17 protein-coding genes are annotated in these 17443 nt (G+C 39.9%); 11 read left to right on the forward strand and 6 right to left on the reverse strand.

Going from position 1 to position 17443, the window contains the following annotated elements; all coding sequences use genetic code 11:
* Positions 1-54 precede the first annotated feature (54 nt).
* The 8 genes from KMW37_RS04150 (at position 55) to KMW37_RS04185 (ending at position 7564) form a co-directional block, all read left to right on the forward strand.
* The gene (locus KMW37_RS04150; protein WP_215223308.1) at positions 55-1857 is read left to right on the forward strand and encodes a sensor histidine kinase; all 1803 of its coding nucleotides are present in this window, start codon (positions 55-57) and stop codon (positions 1855-1857) included.
* 18 nt (positions 1858-1875) lie between these two features.
* Positions 1876-2556 carry a response regulator transcription factor gene (locus KMW37_RS04155; RefSeq protein ID WP_215223309.1) on the forward strand — a complete coding sequence of 227 codons (681 nt, stop codon included), beginning with the start codon at positions 1876-1878 and terminating at the stop codon, positions 2554-2556.
* Between the two features lie 201 nt (positions 2557-2757).
* On the forward strand, positions 2758-2997 hold the full coding sequence (locus KMW37_RS04160) for a MoaD/ThiS family protein (RefSeq protein ID WP_215223310.1): 240 nt from the start codon (positions 2758-2760) through the stop codon (positions 2995-2997).
* 100 nt (positions 2998-3097) lie between these two features.
* Positions 3098-4081 (forward strand): GTP 3',8-cyclase MoaA, encoded by a 984-nt coding sequence (gene moaA, locus KMW37_RS04165; RefSeq protein ID WP_215223311.1) that lies wholly within the window; start codon positions 3098-3100, stop codon positions 4079-4081.
* On the forward strand, positions 4078-4560 hold the full coding sequence (moaC, locus tag KMW37_RS04170; protein WP_215223312.1) for a cyclic pyranopterin monophosphate synthase MoaC: 483 nt from the start codon (positions 4078-4080) through the stop codon (positions 4558-4560). Before moaA ends, moaC begins: the two co-directional genes overlap by 4 nt.
* Complete coding sequence (gene mobA, locus KMW37_RS04175) at positions 4544-5137, forward strand: molybdenum cofactor guanylyltransferase (RefSeq protein ID WP_215223313.1); 594 nt, start codon at positions 4544-4546, stop codon at positions 5135-5137. Before moaC ends, mobA begins: the two co-directional genes overlap by 17 nt.
* Complete coding sequence (locus tag KMW37_RS04180) at positions 5137-6234, forward strand: HesA/MoeB/ThiF family protein (protein ID WP_215223314.1); 1098 nt, start codon at positions 5137-5139, stop codon at positions 6232-6234. The genes mobA and KMW37_RS04180 overlap by 1 nt, the downstream gene beginning before the upstream one ends.
* A 142-nt stretch (positions 6235-6376) precedes the next feature.
* On the forward strand, positions 6377-7564 hold the full coding sequence (locus tag KMW37_RS04185) for a molybdopterin molybdotransferase MoeA (RefSeq protein WP_215223315.1): 1188 nt from the start codon (positions 6377-6379) through the stop codon (positions 7562-7564).
* A gap of 35 nt (positions 7565-7599) precedes the next feature.
* Here the strand turns inward: KMW37_RS04185 and KMW37_RS04190 are convergent, their stop codons facing one another.
* Positions 7600-8526: a hypothetical protein gene (locus KMW37_RS04190; RefSeq protein ID WP_215223316.1), complete on the reverse strand. Its 927-nt coding sequence runs from the start codon at positions 8524-8526 to the stop codon at positions 7600-7602.
* 143 nt (positions 8527-8669) lie between these two features.
* Positions 8670-9965, reverse strand: a complete 1296-nt coding sequence (locus tag KMW37_RS04195; protein ID WP_215223317.1) for a UDP-N-acetylmuramoyl-tripeptide--D-alanyl-D-alanine ligase — start codon at positions 9963-9965, stop codon at positions 8670-8672.
* Between the two features lie 169 nt (positions 9966-10134).
* On the opposite strand from KMW37_RS04195, the gene KMW37_RS04200 reads away from it, so the two are divergent.
* Positions 10135-12252, forward strand: a complete 2118-nt coding sequence (locus KMW37_RS04200; protein ID WP_215223318.1) for an FG-GAP-like repeat-containing protein — start codon at positions 10135-10137, stop codon at positions 12250-12252.
* A gap of 54 nt (positions 12253-12306) precedes the next feature.
* Here the strand turns inward: KMW37_RS04200 and KMW37_RS04205 are convergent, their stop codons facing one another.
* The 4 genes from KMW37_RS04205 to KMW37_RS04220 all read right to left on the reverse strand — a co-directional run bounded on the left by KMW37_RS04205 (position 12307) and on the right by KMW37_RS04220 (position 14896).
* Entirely contained in the window at positions 12307-13098 is a 792-nt protein-coding gene (locus tag KMW37_RS04205; RefSeq protein ID WP_215223319.1) for an amidohydrolase, read from the reverse strand.
* Between the two features lie 74 nt (positions 13099-13172).
* Complete coding sequence (gene def / locus KMW37_RS04210) at positions 13173-13727, reverse strand: peptide deformylase (protein WP_186757635.1); 555 nt, start codon at positions 13725-13727, stop codon at positions 13173-13175.
* Entirely contained in the window at positions 13724-14137 is a 414-nt protein-coding gene (gene ruvX / locus KMW37_RS04215; RefSeq protein ID WP_215223320.1) for a Holliday junction resolvase RuvX, read from the reverse strand. The genes def and ruvX overlap by 4 nt, the downstream gene beginning before the upstream one ends.
* Positions 14138-14896, reverse strand: a complete 759-nt coding sequence (locus KMW37_RS04220; protein ID WP_215223321.1) for a hemerythrin domain-containing protein — start codon at positions 14894-14896, stop codon at positions 14138-14140.
* A gap of 200 nt (positions 14897-15096) precedes the next feature.
* Between KMW37_RS04220 and KMW37_RS04225 the strand changes: the two genes are divergently transcribed.
* Together KMW37_RS04225 and KMW37_RS04230 are read left to right on the forward strand one after the other, a co-directional pair.
* On the forward strand, positions 15097-16743 hold the full coding sequence (locus tag KMW37_RS04225; protein ID WP_215223437.1) for a S41 family peptidase: 1647 nt from the start codon (positions 15097-15099) through the stop codon (positions 16741-16743).
* Positions 16744-16834: 91 nt separating this feature from the next.
* On the forward strand, positions 16835-17278 hold the full coding sequence (locus KMW37_RS04230) for a VOC family protein (RefSeq protein WP_215223322.1): 444 nt from the start codon (positions 16835-16837) through the stop codon (positions 17276-17278).
* Positions 17279-17443: the final 165 nt, after the last annotated feature.

The following is a 17443-nucleotide window of genomic DNA, read 5'->3' on the forward strand; positions in this document are numbered from 1 at the left end:
AGTGTTATTACGTAATTTTAATATTGGATAAAAAATTAAGATCAACTATTTCCTTTGTCTGAAAAACCAAAATACGAAAAACTGGTACGCTATTACTTAGTAGCCCTGTGTGCCATTGCCACCAGTATCATACTCAGCCAAATCCTGGTTCAGAAGTTTATCAGTGAACAAAAAAACGATTCACGTGTAATTAACCTTTCTGGAAGGCAAAGGATGCTAAGTCAAAAAATCAGCAAATGCGCCCTACTTCTTGGCGACTCCACACAATCTGACCAAAGGGACAAATACCTGAAGGAGTTTAACTTAGCCCTAAATGACTGGAAAGAGACTCATCTTGGATTAAAAAACGGAAATGGGAATCTTAATATCATTGGCAAAAACAGCAAAACTGTTCAGTCCCTATTCGAAAATATAGAAAAGGATCACCTCACGATTGTTAGGGCGGCTGAAAACATCAGTGAAAAGCTGGATAAAAACATTCAACTGCCCACTGACAGTATCAAAAAGGACATTTATCAAATCATCAACCATGAAGCTTCATTCCTAAAAGGCATGGATATGATTGTATACCAATATGACAATGAAGCCAAGACCAAGGTAACCAATTTACAGGGAGTAGAAATATTCCTATTGGTAATTTCTTTGGGTGTTATCATGTTTGAAATATTCTTCATCTTCATACCATCAGCAAAAACCATCAAAAAAACCTTTAAAAAGCTCCTTCAGTCAGAACAGAAGTCCAAGAAAATGACATTGGAGCTCAGCTCCCTATACAGTTCTCTGGAGCAGGCTTATCAAGACCTATTGGAGGTAGATGTGGATGTCGAGGATTTCACCATTTTTGCCAAGTGCAAGGCCAATGGCGACTTCACCTACTTTTCCGACAAATTCTCCCGTTTGATGGAATTTGATCAAAACCCTCCAAAAAATCTGTTTAACTGGCTACAAGACCAGGGCTATGAAGGTACCTACCTAAGAAAAATCCAAGACATGATGCCTTATGGAAAAACTTGGTCTGGAGAAATCAAGGTTACCAATGAAATGGGGGACTTCGTTTGGTTGAAGGTAAACATCACGCCAACTATGGGTGACAGCGGAGAATTGGAAACCCTAATGATCATTGCCACCGATGAAACGGAAAAGAAAGAAGCGGAAGCCATTTCCCAAGAAATCAATAGGGAGAGAATCGAGAAAAAGGTAAAGGAACAACAGTTCCGCTCAGCATTGATCCTTGAAGGACAAGAAGAAGAAAGAAAACGCATTTCCAGGGACATGCACGATGGCATAGGACAGCTATTGTCTGCCATGAAATTCAACCTTGAAGGCATTCATTCTGTGAATACAGACCTAGAAAGAAACAAGCTGAAAATAAGTAAGGATCTCCTGAAAAACGTCATTAAGGAAGTGAGAAGAATTTCTTTCAACCTTACTCCCAGTGCCCTTTCAGATTATGGCATTGTACCGGTACTGAACAAGTTCTGTAGGGAAATATCCAAACTTTCAGACCTACAGGTAAGCTTTGAAAACCAAACAGGTTTTCTTACTCGCTTGGAGGGAAAAGTTGAAAACAATCTTTATAGGATTTGTCAGGAAGCAGTCAACAATGCCATAAAATATGCAGAAGCCTCGGAGGTCAAAATCACCCTTTCCCATAATTCCCTGTATTTAAATTTGGAAATCAGTGACGATGGCAAGGGCTTTGACATGAAAAAACTAGAAGAAAAAGGTCATTTCTCAGCATCAGGACATGGTCTGTTCAATATCAGAGAAAGGGCTAATTTTATCAACGGGCAGTGCACTATCTTTTCCGAAAAGGGAAAAGGGACGAAAATAAGTATCAATGTACCTTTGGATTAATAAGAAAATTAAGAAAGGATGGAAAAAATAAAAGTAGTATTGGCAGACGACCACGTAGTAGTTAGAAGTGGCATCAAAAACCTACTGGAAAATGAAGGTGAAGTGGAAGTAATCGGGGAAGCCGCCAATGGGGAAGAGGCCATTCAGTTAGTCAAAGAAGTCACCCCAGACCTACTCATCATTGACATTAGAATGCCAGTAATGAACGGCTTGGATGCTACCAAAAAACTGAACCAATTAAAAGACCCTACCAAGGTGCTTATCCTTTCCATGCATGACGATGAAGATTATATCCTTCAATCCATAGAATGTGGAGCTTCTGGCTACTTGCTTAAAGACACCAGCAAGGATGAATTTATGAAAGCCATTAGAACCATTTTCCAAGGAGGTCAATATTTCAGTGGAGATATCAGCCAAGTACTGGTCAAAAGCTACCTTAATGTAAAAGACAGAAAAGTCACCAAAAATATTGTTCCAACGAACACCTATGATATCACAAAGCGGGAAAAACAAATCCTAAAAATGATATCAGATGGAATCGGAAATAAGGAAATAGCAGAACAATTGGGCAAAAGCATCAGAACGATAGAAACCCATCGATTCAATATCATGAAAAAGCTTAAAGTGAGCAATGTGGTAGAACTGCTCAAGAAATTAGAAGAGGAACCAGGACTGAAACAACATATAGAAAGTGCCTAAGATACCATTGGAATAAAGAGCTATTGGTTGTTCCTACTATTCTTATTACCTTACCCATAACTTCATTAGTCAAGCACCATGTCTACTTAATTTTATACGTAATTTTACGTATTTATAAAATTATTTAGTACCTTGCTTGAAATGATCAGCACTTAATTAATAAGGACTGAAACATATTAGAATGAAGAAATTAAACCACTTATGAAAATACATGCATTTGGAGTCGCCAAGGACATCACTGGAGCAGCCATGATAGATTTCCCAATGGAAGAAACTTTCGTAAAAGTAAAGGACTTTAAAAACTTGCTTTACCAAAAGTATCCTGATTTGATCAATCTCCCCTCTCTAGCCATATCAGTCAATCTTTTTTATGCAAGTGAGGAAACTGTGATCAATAAGCACGATGAGGTTGCATTGATTCCACCAGTAAGTGGTGGATAAAAAGTCCGATAGTGGAAACACGTTTAAATGCTATCCAAACCAATATTCAAGAAGGTTTTCAAATTTAGAAGATTCTTTAGCCAATCTATAAAAAATATTTATGCCAACGATTATTGACAATCACGGAAGACAAATCAATTACCTGAGACTTTCAGTCACAGATAACTGTAATCTGCGCTGTCAATATTGTATGCCCGAAGAAGGCGTTCAGTTTGCCCACAAACATGAATTGCTCAGCTGGGAGGAAATGTTCCTCATGGCAGAAGCTTTTGTAGATATGGGGATAAATAAAATCAGGATCACTGGTGGTGAACCCTTTGTCCGCAAAGGCCTAATGGATTTTTTAGAAAGGCTCAGCCGAATCCAAGGACTGGACGAGATTTCGATTACGACCAATGCCACTTTGATCGGTCCTCATATATCCAAACTGAAAGAATTGGGTATCACCACCATTAACGTGAGTTTTGATAGTCTGGACAAGGACCGGTTTAACCATATTACAAGGAGAGACCAATATGACACCGTCATGGGCAATATCCTTCATATGATGGACGAAGGTTTCAATGTCAAGCTTAACTGCGTGATCATGGATGGCAAAAACACGGATGACATTATTCCATTCATCAATTTTGTCCAGGAACACTCCATAACTGTAAGGTTTTTGGAAGAAATGCCTTTTAATGGCCAATCCAAAGGAAAACAGAATTTGAAATGGGACTATATTGCCATCATAGAACATATTAAAAACCACTTTGGCCAAGTGGAAAAATTACCGGCTGCCCCTAGCTCCACCTCCTTGAACTATAAAATCAAAGGAGCAAAAGGCTCGTTTGGCATTATCCCCAGCTATTCCAGAACTTTTTGCGGTACCTGTAACCGAGTGAGGGTTTCTGCCAAGGGAGAAATGCAGACCTGCCTGTATGCAACAGAAACCATTGACCTCAAATCACTGTTGAGAAATTATGTAAATATCAGCGGATTGAAATTCAGTATACATACCGCTTTACAAACCCGTCACAAGGATGGATTTGAAGCGGAAGAACAATCCGTTACCAAAAAGTCCATGACATTAATCGGAGGATGAAAGATAAGAATACCCAATTGTCCCATGTGGATAAGGAAGGCAATGCCAAGATGGTGGATGTATCAGAAAAAGCCATTACCCAGCGCACTGCCACTGCTCAGTCCAGCGTTAAATTTCCAGAAACAGTTTTTAACAGTTTAAGCGCTGATAATTTTCTGGGCAAAAAGGGCAGTATCATTCAAACGGCCGTCATAGCTGGGACCATGGCAGCAAAGAAGACTTCTGATTTGATTCCGCTTTGCCATCCATTGGCATTGAGTAAAATCCATATCGATATTATTCCTGAGGAAAATCAGTTGATCATTCATGCAAGTGTAAAATGCGAGGGAAAAACCGGTGTGGAAATGGAAGCATTGACAGCAGCCAGCGTAGCGGCTTTGACCATTTATGATATGTGCAAAGCCCTTAGCCATGACATTATCATCAGCGAAACCAAATTAATGGCAAAAGAAGGAGGAAAAAATGATTTCAACAGATAACCTTTACGGACTGGTATTGGCAGGAGGGAAAAGTAGCAGAATGGGCCAAGACAAGGGGGAATTGCAATATTACAGAACCAACCATAGAACCTACCTATACCATACGCTAAGGGAACTTTGCCCTAAAACCTTTATCAGTTGTAGGGCTGACCAAGAAAACATTATTCAATCAGGCCTAAATTACATCCTTGATGAGGACCAATACAAAGGACCTCTCAACGGGATACTTTCTGCCCACCATGCCCACCCCGACAAAGCCTGGCTGGTAGTTGCGGTGGATTTGCCCCATATTCATGAAAGCACGTTGAGAGCTTTGCTCAAACAGCGCCAAGCAAAAAGAATGGCTACAGTATATGCCACCCATGAATCGCAGCTTCCTGAGCCGCTGATCGGCATTTGGGAACCTGAGGGATTGAAAGAAGCAGAAAAATTCATTAGAGAAACAGGAAAAAGTTGTCCTAGAAAATTCCTGATCAATAGTGATACAGCATTAATCTATCCAGAGAAAGACCTTGAGCTTTTTAATGCCAACTATCCGGAAGATTATGAACTCGCCAAATCGAGAATAAAAAAGTAATGTCAGCTTATCGCTATCAAAAACATATTAAACTCAAAGGTTTTGGAGAAGAAGCCCAGAACAAACTGGCCAATGCTAAAATTCTCATCATTGGAGCTGGAGGACTTGGAACACCGGCCGCCCAATACCTTAATGGTATGGGAGTTGGCACAATTGGGATCATGGACCAAGACCTTATCGAGGAAAGTAACCTTGCCCGCCAAACACTGTATTGTCCAAAAGACATTGGAAAGGCCAAAACGGACACGCTTATTTCCTGGCTGCACCAGCAAAATCCTGACACCAGGCTTATTAACCTTAAGGAATATATTAATCCAGAGAATGCGCTGGAAACCATTGCCGGATTTGATTTGATAGTAGATGCTTCCGACAATTTTGGCACCCGCTATTTGGTCAATGACGCCTGTATTATCTTGGACAAGCCCTTTATTTACGGTGCCATCCATGATTTTGAGGGGCAAGTATCGGTGCTGAATTATAAGGATGGACCTACCTACCGCTGTCTATTCCCGGAATCCAGCCAAAACCAAATGATTCCCAATTGTGATGAAAATGGAGTATTGGGAGTTTTGCCAGGTTTGATTGGTACATACCAGGCTCTAGAAGCTATAAAGGTCATCACTGGGATTGGTGAACCATTGGTAGGTAAATTAATGATAGTGGATACCCTTGGACAAAGCCACTTGAAAATCGGCGTCCCATGCAATCCAGAAAATAAGGCTATTGACAAATTAAAAGCCGATTATGGCCAAGCTGTTTGTGCGGTCGATCTAGGATATACAGAATTAAGCCCCGAAGGTTTATTAGAAAGGTTAGGTAAGAAAGACTCCTTCCAATTGGTGGATGTAAGAAGCAAAACTGAATTTGAACAAGACCATTTAGACCAAGCGATCAATATTCCACTGCAGGAAATTCATGAAAGAAAAGAAGAGTTCAAATCAGAAAAGGAGCTTATCCTTATTTGTCAATCTGGAAAAAGAAGCCAGCAGGCAGCTATGATGCTAAAAGAAATCTTCCCCAATGCTCCTATTTTCAATGTTCAAGGAGGAATGAATGCTGTGAGAAGCACAAAGGTAGTAGTCGGAGGAGGGAAGTAAAAAGAAAAAAATGGCTGAATTGAAGTTTGCAATTCCCAGCTACAATTTCGCAAGTCTTGATTTGCAATCAAGACTATATAATTATGAAAGATATAATATCCTTCTGAAAAAAATTTAAGCTCAAAAGAATTTCATAATAACCATGATCACTATCCAAGAAGCCCTTGACTTGGTTCTTAGCCAAAATCAGTCCTATGGAACCGAAGAGGTTCCATTAACAAAGGCTTTAGGGCGATTTTTAGCTGAGGATATTTTCACAGACCGTGATGCTCCGCCTTTTGACAGAGTGATGATGGATGGAATAGCCATTCATTTGCTAGATTTGCAGGATCCTTTAAACCCTAGTTATCCCATTCAGGGCATTCAAGCAGCTGGAGTTCCACAAATGAGCTTGGCAGATCCTTCACATTGTCTAGAAGTGATGACCGGTGCTATTTTGCCCATCAATGCCAATACTATAATTCCGTATGAGGAAATAGAGATCAAAGATGGACATGCATATCTTCAAATTGAAAAAGCGGCCAAAAGATTCATCCATTATCAAGGCAGCGATTCAATAAAGGGACAAAAAGTACTTGAAAAGGGCAAACAAATCAATACAGGAGATATAGGCATATTGGCTACAGTTGGCCAAGCCAAAGTAAAAGTAGCCAAGCTTCCCAAAGCGGCCATCATCTCCACAGGTGATGAACTAGTCGACGTGGGCCAAAACCCACTGGCTCATCAAATTCGCAAATCCAATGTATATTCTCTTTGGGCATCCCTTCATCAAGATGGCATTCAAGCTGAAATGCACCATATCCGTGACGATAAAGAAGCCCTTAGGGAAAAGCTCAGCACATTGGTAAAGGATTTCGATATTTTGCTTTTGAGTGGCGGTGTATCCAAGGGCAAGTTTGACCATATTCCCGAAATCATGGAAGAATTGGGGGTGCAAAAATCATTTCATCGTATCGCCCAAAGACCGGGAAAGCCCTTTTGGTTTGGGCACCATGAGACATTCAACACCAAAATATTTGCCTACCCTGGCAACCCTGTTTCGACCTATGTCAACCATCTCTTCTATTTCAAACAGTGGCTTTATAAATCCCTGGGAAATGGCTGGACATTTGAAACCAAGGAACTGGGAGAAGAAATACCGAGTAACCCCAACTTGGCCAGATTTATCTCAGTGAATCTTGACCCTAAAAATGGAAAAGCATTCCCGCTAAATCATAACGGTTCCGGTGATTTATTCAGCCTCGCCAAAACTGATGGCTTTTTGCTGCTGCCACAAAGAGCGGGAGATTACAGGAAAGGGGAAAGGTTTTCGTTTATTGCCATTCGGTAGTGTTTGTTAAATGGTTGGAACTACCACAGGGCCCTCTACTTTTCAATAAATCTATTAACAATAATCTGCTCTCCAGCATTTTTCTGCGTTCCCCAAAAAATCAAGTTTCCAGCTTTATTCACCTGAAGTCCTGCAGCGCCTGAAAAATCAACACCTTCTTTGCAATGAAATGATTTATTGCTCAATTTCTTCATGATCGGCTCAAAAGCTTCGACTTTACTGACCAAGATCAAATCCGCATAATCGACACCGTCCTTTTGGTAAAAGCCAATGGCATAAATGGCTTCCTTGTCCTTTAGCAAGTTGATGGACTGATAGCTGGCCCAATCTGAAGGAGCCTCAAAACTATAAATTAGGAAAGGTTCCTTTTCCCCAGATTTCAGCCAATAAAAATCCCAATTCTGTGCGTCCCAGTTACCCACCACCATCAAAACGTCCTGTCCCATTCCCAATAAGCCCGTAGCACCTGCAGTAGGTCGCTTTTCTTCTCCCTTTCTAGCGACTATCACATTTGGCCTAGCTGTCAGAAGGTTATCTTTTTGGAAATCATACAAACAAACTTTTGCAGATGTCCTGATATGATTATCCTCAATGCCCACGATCAGATAATCCTCCGAAGCTTGAATTCCTCCAGCATGCCTGAATGGATCATCCATCAAGGGTATTAACTTATCTGCCTTTTTGGAAGCCATATCCAACTGCAGGATATAGGATTGGTGGCTGGAGCTGCCTGAAACCAGCAGCTTTTCTTTCCCTGCAATTTGCACTAATTGAACCCCTTGCAAATGGCCTCCTTTAGTTGGCACAGCAACATCACTTTCAAAAATCATAACTTCCGGTTCCTGCCCTAGGGACTCAAATGCTTTGGGCACATTATCCAGCTCTTGGCCAAAGCTTAGAGATGAGTTAGAAATTAAAATTATACAGATAAAAAATCCAATCAATATTTTTTTTCGGTTCATTTTGGGCATTGTTACTTGGTGATAATTAATAACCATGATGAGGTCGACAAACAGCATTTAATGAGTAATTAAAAGAAGTACATTGGAAAAGCAGATATCTAAAAGTCCGCGCTGCAAACACATATCAGCTGTATCCATTTCTCTTAAATAAACTCCACCAATCCCTCTAGCTTCATTCCCCTGCTGCCCTTGATCAGGATCAGGTGGTCTTCCAACTGGGAGTCGGACAGCCAGTTTCTTAAACTAAATGGATCAGGAAAATAAAGTGCCCTTGGAGCTTTCAATAAGGCATTTTGAACCAGTTCACCGGTAAAGCATATTTTTTCAATATCATATTCGCTTACCCACTCCCCAAGCTTTTGATGCTCTTCGGCTGCACTTTCTCCCAGTTCATACATATCACCTAAAATCACCATTTTATGTGGCTTGCCTGTCATCTTACCAAAAGTCCTGATGGCCTGTTCCATACTGCTTGGATTGGCATTATAGGCATCCAACACAATGAGGTTACTTCTCTTTTCTATCAACTGTGAACGCATATTTCCGGGAGTATATTCACTAACCGCTGTTACAGCTTGCTTTTCCTCCACACCAAAGTAAGTCCCTACCGTTAATGCTGTGGCTATATTTTCAAAATTATACGCACCCAACATTTTCGTTTGGTACTCGGCACCATCAGCTGTCCTGAATTTCACAAAGGGATTGGCTTCCACCATTTCACAATGATAATCATCTCCTTTAGCTGGGTAGGTCACTGGATGATCCATGCGCTTGATCATATTCGCCAAAACTGGATTTTGACTATTGACAAAAATCTGCCCCTTATGACTGATCAAAAACTGATACAACTCTGTTTTGGTCCTTAATACTCCCTCAAATCCCCCAAAACCTTCTAAATGCGCTCGGCCAATATTGGTGATCAAACCATGGGTAGGCTCTGCTATCTCGCAGAGCTCTGCTATATCCCCAATTTTATTGGCACCCATTTCAACTATTCCCAACTCAGTATTTTCATCCATGGCCAATAAGGTCAATGGCACACCGATATGGTTATTCAAGTTCCCTAAAGTGGCATAGGTTTTATACTTTTTGCTCAACACCGCATTGACCAGTTCCTTGGTGGTGGTTTTACCATTGGAACCTGTGATGGCCAGAAATGGAATATCCAATTGTTTACGATGATAATTGGCCAGTTCCTGCAAGGCCTGAAGCACATTTTCTACCAAGAAATAGCGTTCATCTCCCTCTACTATATATTCAGCTTCATCAATCACTACGGCCAAGGCTCCTTCTTCCAATGCCTTAGAAGCTAAGTTGTTCGCATTGAAATTCGGCCCTTTCAAGGCAAAAAACAGATTTCCAACCCCTATCTTTCGCGTATCGGTACATACCCCGGTGGATTGTTTATAGATTTCGTAAAGTGAAGTTATAGCTGCCATTAAATGAAATTACAATTTTTGATTCTCAACTGTCTTAAAGCTTTCTGCCTGCCTCTCAAAAAACAAAGCTGTCAAACTTTCTCTCAAAATAAATGATTCCCTCACATCTTTGGGCAAGATTGTTCGTTTAATTTTAGATGAAAAATAAAGTTTATTCATCTTTGTAAACATGAAATACCTGTTTCCCTTCTTTTTGATATTTGTTTTCTTTTCAAGTTATGCCCAAAAGGCATATCAATATTCAGAAATGCCCATCCAGCAAAATGGAGAAAATTTATCCATGCCTTTTGCAGGCGGGATCAATGCCGCCCAGGTTCAGGGCATGGACACCAATGGGGACGGGAAAGAGGAACTGGTCATTTGGGATATCAATTCCAGATCAATCAAGGTATTTCAAAATTATAATGGACAGTACAAAGAGCTTGCTTATATGCCTTATTTTTTTCCACAGGACATAAGTGGCTTCATGGTCTTGGCAGATTATGACGGAGATGGAAAAAAGGACCTTTTTACCAGCACTGCCTTTGGAATCAAAGCCTACAAAAACATCACTACAGCCGGTCAAACCAATCCTGAATGGGAAGTGGCCGAAACCTATCTAAAACTAGAAAATGGTTCCAATTTCCAAGCCAATAACCTTGATATTCCTGCTATTCAAGACTTGGATGGGGATGGGGATTTGGACATTGTAATATTTAACTATGCCGTAGGGGATTATTTGGAATATTACAAAAACACTAGCGTTGAAAGAACAGGAAACAGAGATATTGATGCCTTTGCCGCTCCAGAAATTCGATGGGGGAATTTTGAATTTTGTGAATGTGGCAGTTTTGCCTTCGGACAAACCTGTGATGGAGACCCAATTTCCAGAAAAATCCCCAGCAATGAAAATAATGCCATTGAGCACTCTGGTGGGCATTCCATTCTATTGAAGGATTTCAATGGAGATGGCATCGTGGATTTTTTGATGGGGCAGGATGAATGCAACACACTATACTATATGGAAAATAGGGGCAGCAATACAGCCCCTATTTTCGATAGCTTCAGCACCAATTTACCCGGCAAAAGAGACTTACCCCAATTCCCTTTATTCCACGTACCCCAAATTTTGGAAGACCAACTCTTGGTCAGCACCAACAGTTCCGAGACTACTTTAACAGCAGGAATTGATTTCTCTCAAAGCCTCTATTTATTGGACCAAAACCTTGCCCCCTTCAGCAAAGCCTTTTTGCAGGAGGACATGTTGGATTTAGGAGAAAATACCAGGCCTTTCTTTAAGGGTAATGCCAGTTCTGGAACTCTTATCTTAACTGCCAATACCGTCATGAATGGTGAGGCGACAGGACAAGCTTTCCGTTATGATTTGTCAAATGAAGCACTGGAATTAATTGAAACCGATTATCTGGGTTTATCGGAATTGGGATTAAATGATTTACAGTATTTGGAATATACCAATACTGGACAGGATAATTATCTTTTTATTTCAGGAACCAAAATCATCGACTTCCTATTGGTAAGAAAACTATATTATTCAAACAGTCAAAACATCCAGGAACTACAAGAAATCAACATTCCCAACACCACTCTTCGTACTAATGACCATTTTGAATTTTACCAATACCAAAGTGAGGATTATATGTTACTGGCCAAACAAACTGGAGAGTTACAACGCTACAAAGTCACATTTGAGGACTCCCCCCAATTCGAATTGTTGGACAGCAATTATTTGGGTTTTTCTGACAGTCCTGCAAGTAGGAATTTGATCGTAAAGGTCAGTAATAACAATGGCCAACTAGACCTTTATTCTATAGACCAAAGTGGAGTTTTGGCCTTTACCCCAGATTTCCCAAATCTCAACAGTACCCAAAATACACAATTATTGGAAATGCCTGATGGAAACCTTCAGGAAACCAAATTTAGTCGCAACACTTGGATAAGCACCATCCCTCAGACTTTTGGAAACAAAGTTGATCTATTATTAGGAAATCGGGCTGGAGGATTACAATTCCTAAAGGATATTTCCACTGACACCAATCCTCCAGGGGAAGACCAACTCTTGGTAAAAATCTACCCCAATCCGGTTAATGGACCTGTGAAGCTAATTGCCAGTCAAGCAGGAAAAGCCAGGTTGATCAATTCCATTGGGCAAGTTTTAAAAGAGGGTTTCGATGTGGAAGCTAACGCCACTCTAACCATTGATTTAAGCACTTTCCCTAATGGTCTTTACCTCATGGAATTTATTAGTAATAAAGGAGAAAGAGTCACCAAGAAACTGATAGTACAATAAAAATGTATGACTATAATTGCTGCTCGGGATTAAAAATCCGGAGCAGCAATATTTTTATATAATATAAAAATGATCTGCATCCTTCCAGGCCGGAAATTTTTGTCTATACTCCAAAAGTTTTTCAGCATCCAACTCAATGATCAACTCTTCCTCTGACTTTTCTGAAAAGGCCAATGTTCCGCCCTTAAAATCATAGGCAGCAGAATGTCCAGAATAGCTAATACCATTGCCATCCACACCTACTCTATTCACACCAATGGAATAGCATAGATTTTCAATTGCCCTGGCTTTCAATAAAATATCCCATGCGCTTTCCCTTGCTTCAGGCCAGGACGCGATATAAAGCGCTACATCATAATCCGTATTTCCCTCGTCATCTGAATTGTTTCTAGACCAGACAGGAAAACGTAAATCATAGCATACCTGAGGCAGTATATTCCATCCTTTTACTTCAAAAGCAACATTATCCCTCCCTGCGCTAAAATAATCATCCTCTTTGGCCATTCTGAAAAGATGACGCTTATCATAATGCTCTATTTCTCCTTCAGGAGTGACCCATAGCAACCTGTTAAAATACCTCTCGCCATCTTTAATAATCAAACTACCGGTTACAACTGCTTTGCTTTGGGCAGCCATTTGCTTCATCCATTTGGTAGTAGTAAAATTCATAGGCTCTGCCAATTTCTCCGTTTCCATGGAAAAACCAGTAGGAAACATTTCTGGCAAGACGATCAAGTCCACCTTACCCTTCAAAGGCCAGATTTTTTCTTCCAACATGGCCAAATTGGCCTCTCTGTCCTGCCAATAAAGATCAGTTTGTATTAGTGCTACTTTAAGGTTTTCCATAAATATTCCTATTTAACAAAAAAGTTGACCGGATATGAACCTGGTCAACTTTGGACTTAAAAATTTTATTAGCGCTATTTTACTGGATAGATCATCCTATAATCGGTAGGGACCTTTCCTTTGCTGACATCAATCAATTTACTTTTGACCATTCTCTTTTTGATGCCTTTGATATAATCCACAAAAAGTATTCCTTCCAAATGATCATACTCATGTTGGATTACCCTTGCAGTCATACCAGAAAACTCCTCCTCTTTCAGATTCCAGTTTTCATCAAAATACTCAATAGTCAAAGTTTCTGGACGAATCACTTCAGCCCTCACATCAGGGATACTTAAACAGCCCTCCTCAAAGCCATAATCATCACCATATTCATCCAAGATGATCGGATTGATGAAAGCTCTCCTTATCCCTTTTTCTTCGCTTTCCTCATCCAGCATTAAAGTACTGTCAATAACAAAAAGACGAATACCCTTATTGATTTGTGGTGCAGCCAATCCAACTCCACTGGCATGATCCATGGTATCATACATATCCGAGATCAGACCGCTGATATCCTCTCCCTCGTTAATTTCCTCTGCTTCTTTCTTTAATATCGGATTTCCGTAAGCTACAATCGGATATATCATATTTGATCTAAATAGGTTTGTAATATAATGGCAGCACTGATTTTGTCCAGGTTGCCTGATTTTTCTTTTCTGTCTTTCTTTTTGCTGCCCATAGCGATCATACTTTGCATGGCCATCTTGGAGGTAAATCGCTCATCGACCAAAACCACTTTTTTGTCGGGATAGGCCTTTGACAATTTGTCCTTCAATTTAATTGCGGGTTGCGTCATCTGGGTATCGCTGCCGTCCATTGACTTGGGATATCCCACAACAATAGCCTCCACATCCTCTTTTTGTATATAATCCTTCAGGAATTTATCCAAATCCATGGTCCTGATAGTTTCCAACGGGTTGGCAGTGATCTTCAGTATGTCTGTAACCGCTATTCCTGTTCTTTTTGTTCCCAAATCTATCGCTAATACCCTTCCCATCTAGTTCGACTTTATTTTTTTGATTATTTTTCTTTTCACCTCTTTCTCTAATTCAACAGCTTTGGGAAATAATAATTCATTTTCTATTGTTGCGTGGATGATTAGCTCCTTTTCGAAATTTTGCAATTCATGATAAAGCACCTTAATGGAAGTAGGAGCATTTTTTTCAAGCTCATAGCCATTGGTCAATTTCCGAATACCCTGCATCTCATCATCGTGGACCTCGTGTTCTTCTGCTAGTCCAGCTATGGAAGGCATATTTAGGACCTTCAATGACTCCTCTAACCTGAAATGATTGTTCTCCACTTCCTGCAGGGTCTTTATTCTATTGAATAAAGTATTCTCCTCTTCATGAATATGGTGAATAAAATCATCCACAAATAGCGGGAACATCAGTCGCAAATCCGAAAGCAATTCAGCATAATTGCCTTTTAAGCTTACGCCACTTATAATATTGGATAGAAATGGAAGTTCATGCCTTAAAAAATAATGGTGTTTGTTTTTCAGATATTCAACCAAAACTTCAATAGGCCTCAGGTACAGCTCCTCACGACTGGGGTCCTTTCTCCAAGCCCAAACCTCCAGTTCATTGATTAACTGACGGGGATTTATTTTAAAAGCCTGGCATACATCTTCCAAAGAATGCTTCTCATATTCGTAAAAACTAATACCAAAATAATGGAGCACACCTGCAAAGACATAATTCTCTTGAACTAAGTCTTCTATGGAACGTTTCTTTATATGAGAAATATGAGGCATGGTATCGACAAAAGTAAAATTTTTTCAGGTAATAATGATGCGTTTTAATTACCTAAATTGATTTTATTACGTTTAGTTAAACGAAATAGTGGAAAATCATGTTAAATTGTATATTTGAAGATTATCTTTAATCAGAACCATATTAAAATTATAAACTGAGGATTATCGTGAGCGAAGAAAACAATACTTCACGTCCAAATGTGAATACCCCCAAAAACACCAAAGCACAAATCAGACTACCCATAATACTGGCATTGGCCATCTCTGCAGGCATATGGATAGGAGCGACTTTTGCTGAGCCACAATCAGATGGCAACGATCTAAAAGCTGCCCTTTATAAGCTGCAGGAAATAATCACTTATATAGACAGAGATTATGTGGATACTGTGAATACTACCCAATTGGTAGAGCATGGTATTGAAAAGATGCTGGAGGAGCTTGACCCTCATTCCAGCTATATTCCAGCAAAGGATGCTGAGCTTGCTCAGTCCCAACTTGATGGAGAATTTGACGGCATTGGAGTAGAATTTGGCATTTTAAGGGATACCATTTATGTAGTGGCCCCTCTTACTGGTGGGCCTTCGGAAAAACTAGGTATTCAGTCTGGTGACCAGATCATCAAGGTGGATGGCGAAACGGTTGCCGGAACTGGTGTTACCAATAGAGATGTTTTTGATCTTTTAAGGGGGCCTAAGGGAAGTGTGGTCAATGTGGCCATCAAAAGAAAAAACAATAAGGACCTGATTGATTATGCCATAACCAGGGACAAAATTCCTCAATATAGCATCAATGCTTCTTATATGATCAATGATGAAGTGGGCTATATAAAAATCACCCGCTTTGCTGCTACCACATATGATGAGTTCAAGGAATCACTAATGGATCTTAAGGCGCAGGGCATGTCCAAATTGGTATTGGATCTTCAGGGCAATCCGGGAGGATATATGGGCGCTGCAATAAATGTTGCTGATGAGATTTTAGCGGACAATGCACTGATTGTTTCCCAAAAAGGCAAAGTCAACCGTTATAACCAAAAAGCTTTTGCCATGAGACCAGGCTTATTTGAAGATGGATCGGTAGTTGTTTTAATCAATGAAGGAAGTGCCTCAGCATCTGAAATTGTTGCCGGTGCCTTGCAGGACAACGATAGAGGTCTAATAGTAGGACGCAGATCATTTGGTAAAGGCTTGGTACAAATGCCAATTGACCTCGCTGATGGAGCCGAACTTAGATTGACCATAGCCAGATATTATACTCCTTCTGGAAGATCTATCCAAAAACCATATGGTGAAAATTCTGAAGAGTATAGCATGGATTGGATCAACAGGTTTGAGCATGGTGAGTTTTTCAGTGCTGACAGCATTGAATTTAATGACAGCTTGAAATATCAAACCACCAAAGGCAGAACGGTCTATGGTGGCGGAGGCATTATGCCAGATTACTTTGTCCCAATGGACACTTCGATGACCAGTGCTTATGTTAACAGGTTATTTGGTACCGATTCCCATAGAGAATTCATTTTGGATTATTTAGAAAAAAACAAGAACAAATTTGAGGACATGAGCTTTGAAGATTATTATAATAACTTCGAAGTGAGTGATAAAATGCTCCAACAGTTGATTGCGATTGGTGAAAGAAATAAGCTTGAATTTGACGAGAAAAGCTTTAACAAATCCAAATCGTACCTTAAGACACTACTAAAAGCTCATATGGGTAGAAACATTTATGATGACAATGCCTTTTATAAAGTCATTAATGACATCAATGAAATCTACCAACAGGGTTTGAAATTATTTGATGAGGCCGAATCACTGGCATTCACTCCTGAAGCTCAGGAAAATCAATAAGATAAAAAGCGGGACATCCTCCCGCTTTTTTATTTTTTCACCTATATTGTAAGTTAATTTTACAAACATAAGACCTATTGTAACCCTACCAATGAAAAATCATTTCAAAGTATTAGCAGTTTTATTATTATCATTGATCCCCATGACTACCTATAGTCAGACCAAACTGAACCATATTGCGGTATATGTTGAAGATCTGAAAGCTAGCGATAAATTTTATAAGGAATTTCTCGGTTTGGAAGAAATTGAAGAACCGTTTAAAGATGGATTACACACTTGGTATACTATCGGCGGTGGTCAACTTCACCTGATCCAACAGCTTCCTTGGACTCCTCCAACCATCAACAAGATCAATCACCTATGCTTTAGCATGGAGGATTTGGATGGCTTTATTGCCAAGCTAAAGAAAAACAATATTTCTTTCGAGGATTGGCCAGGAGAAAAGGGTAACGTTAATGTCCGACCTGATGGTATCAGACAAATCTATATCCAAGACCCAAATGGCTATTGGATTGAAGTCAATGATGAACATTAATATATTTCACCCTCTTACTTGAGGATGGTGATTTCCTGCCAAACTATCCCCTACTACTCGCCTACCACACTGAATTTTAGTTTATAATAAAAATTATATCTAATTTTATGTGTCATATTGACAAGACCTAACAAACATGTCATAAATCGATTTTTTTCCTAAATC

Origin of the sequence: Echinicola shivajiensis (assembly GCF_018642165.1) — a bacterium.
GTDB lineage: Bacteria > Bacteroidota > Bacteroidia > Cytophagales > Cyclobacteriaceae > Echinicola > Echinicola shivajiensis.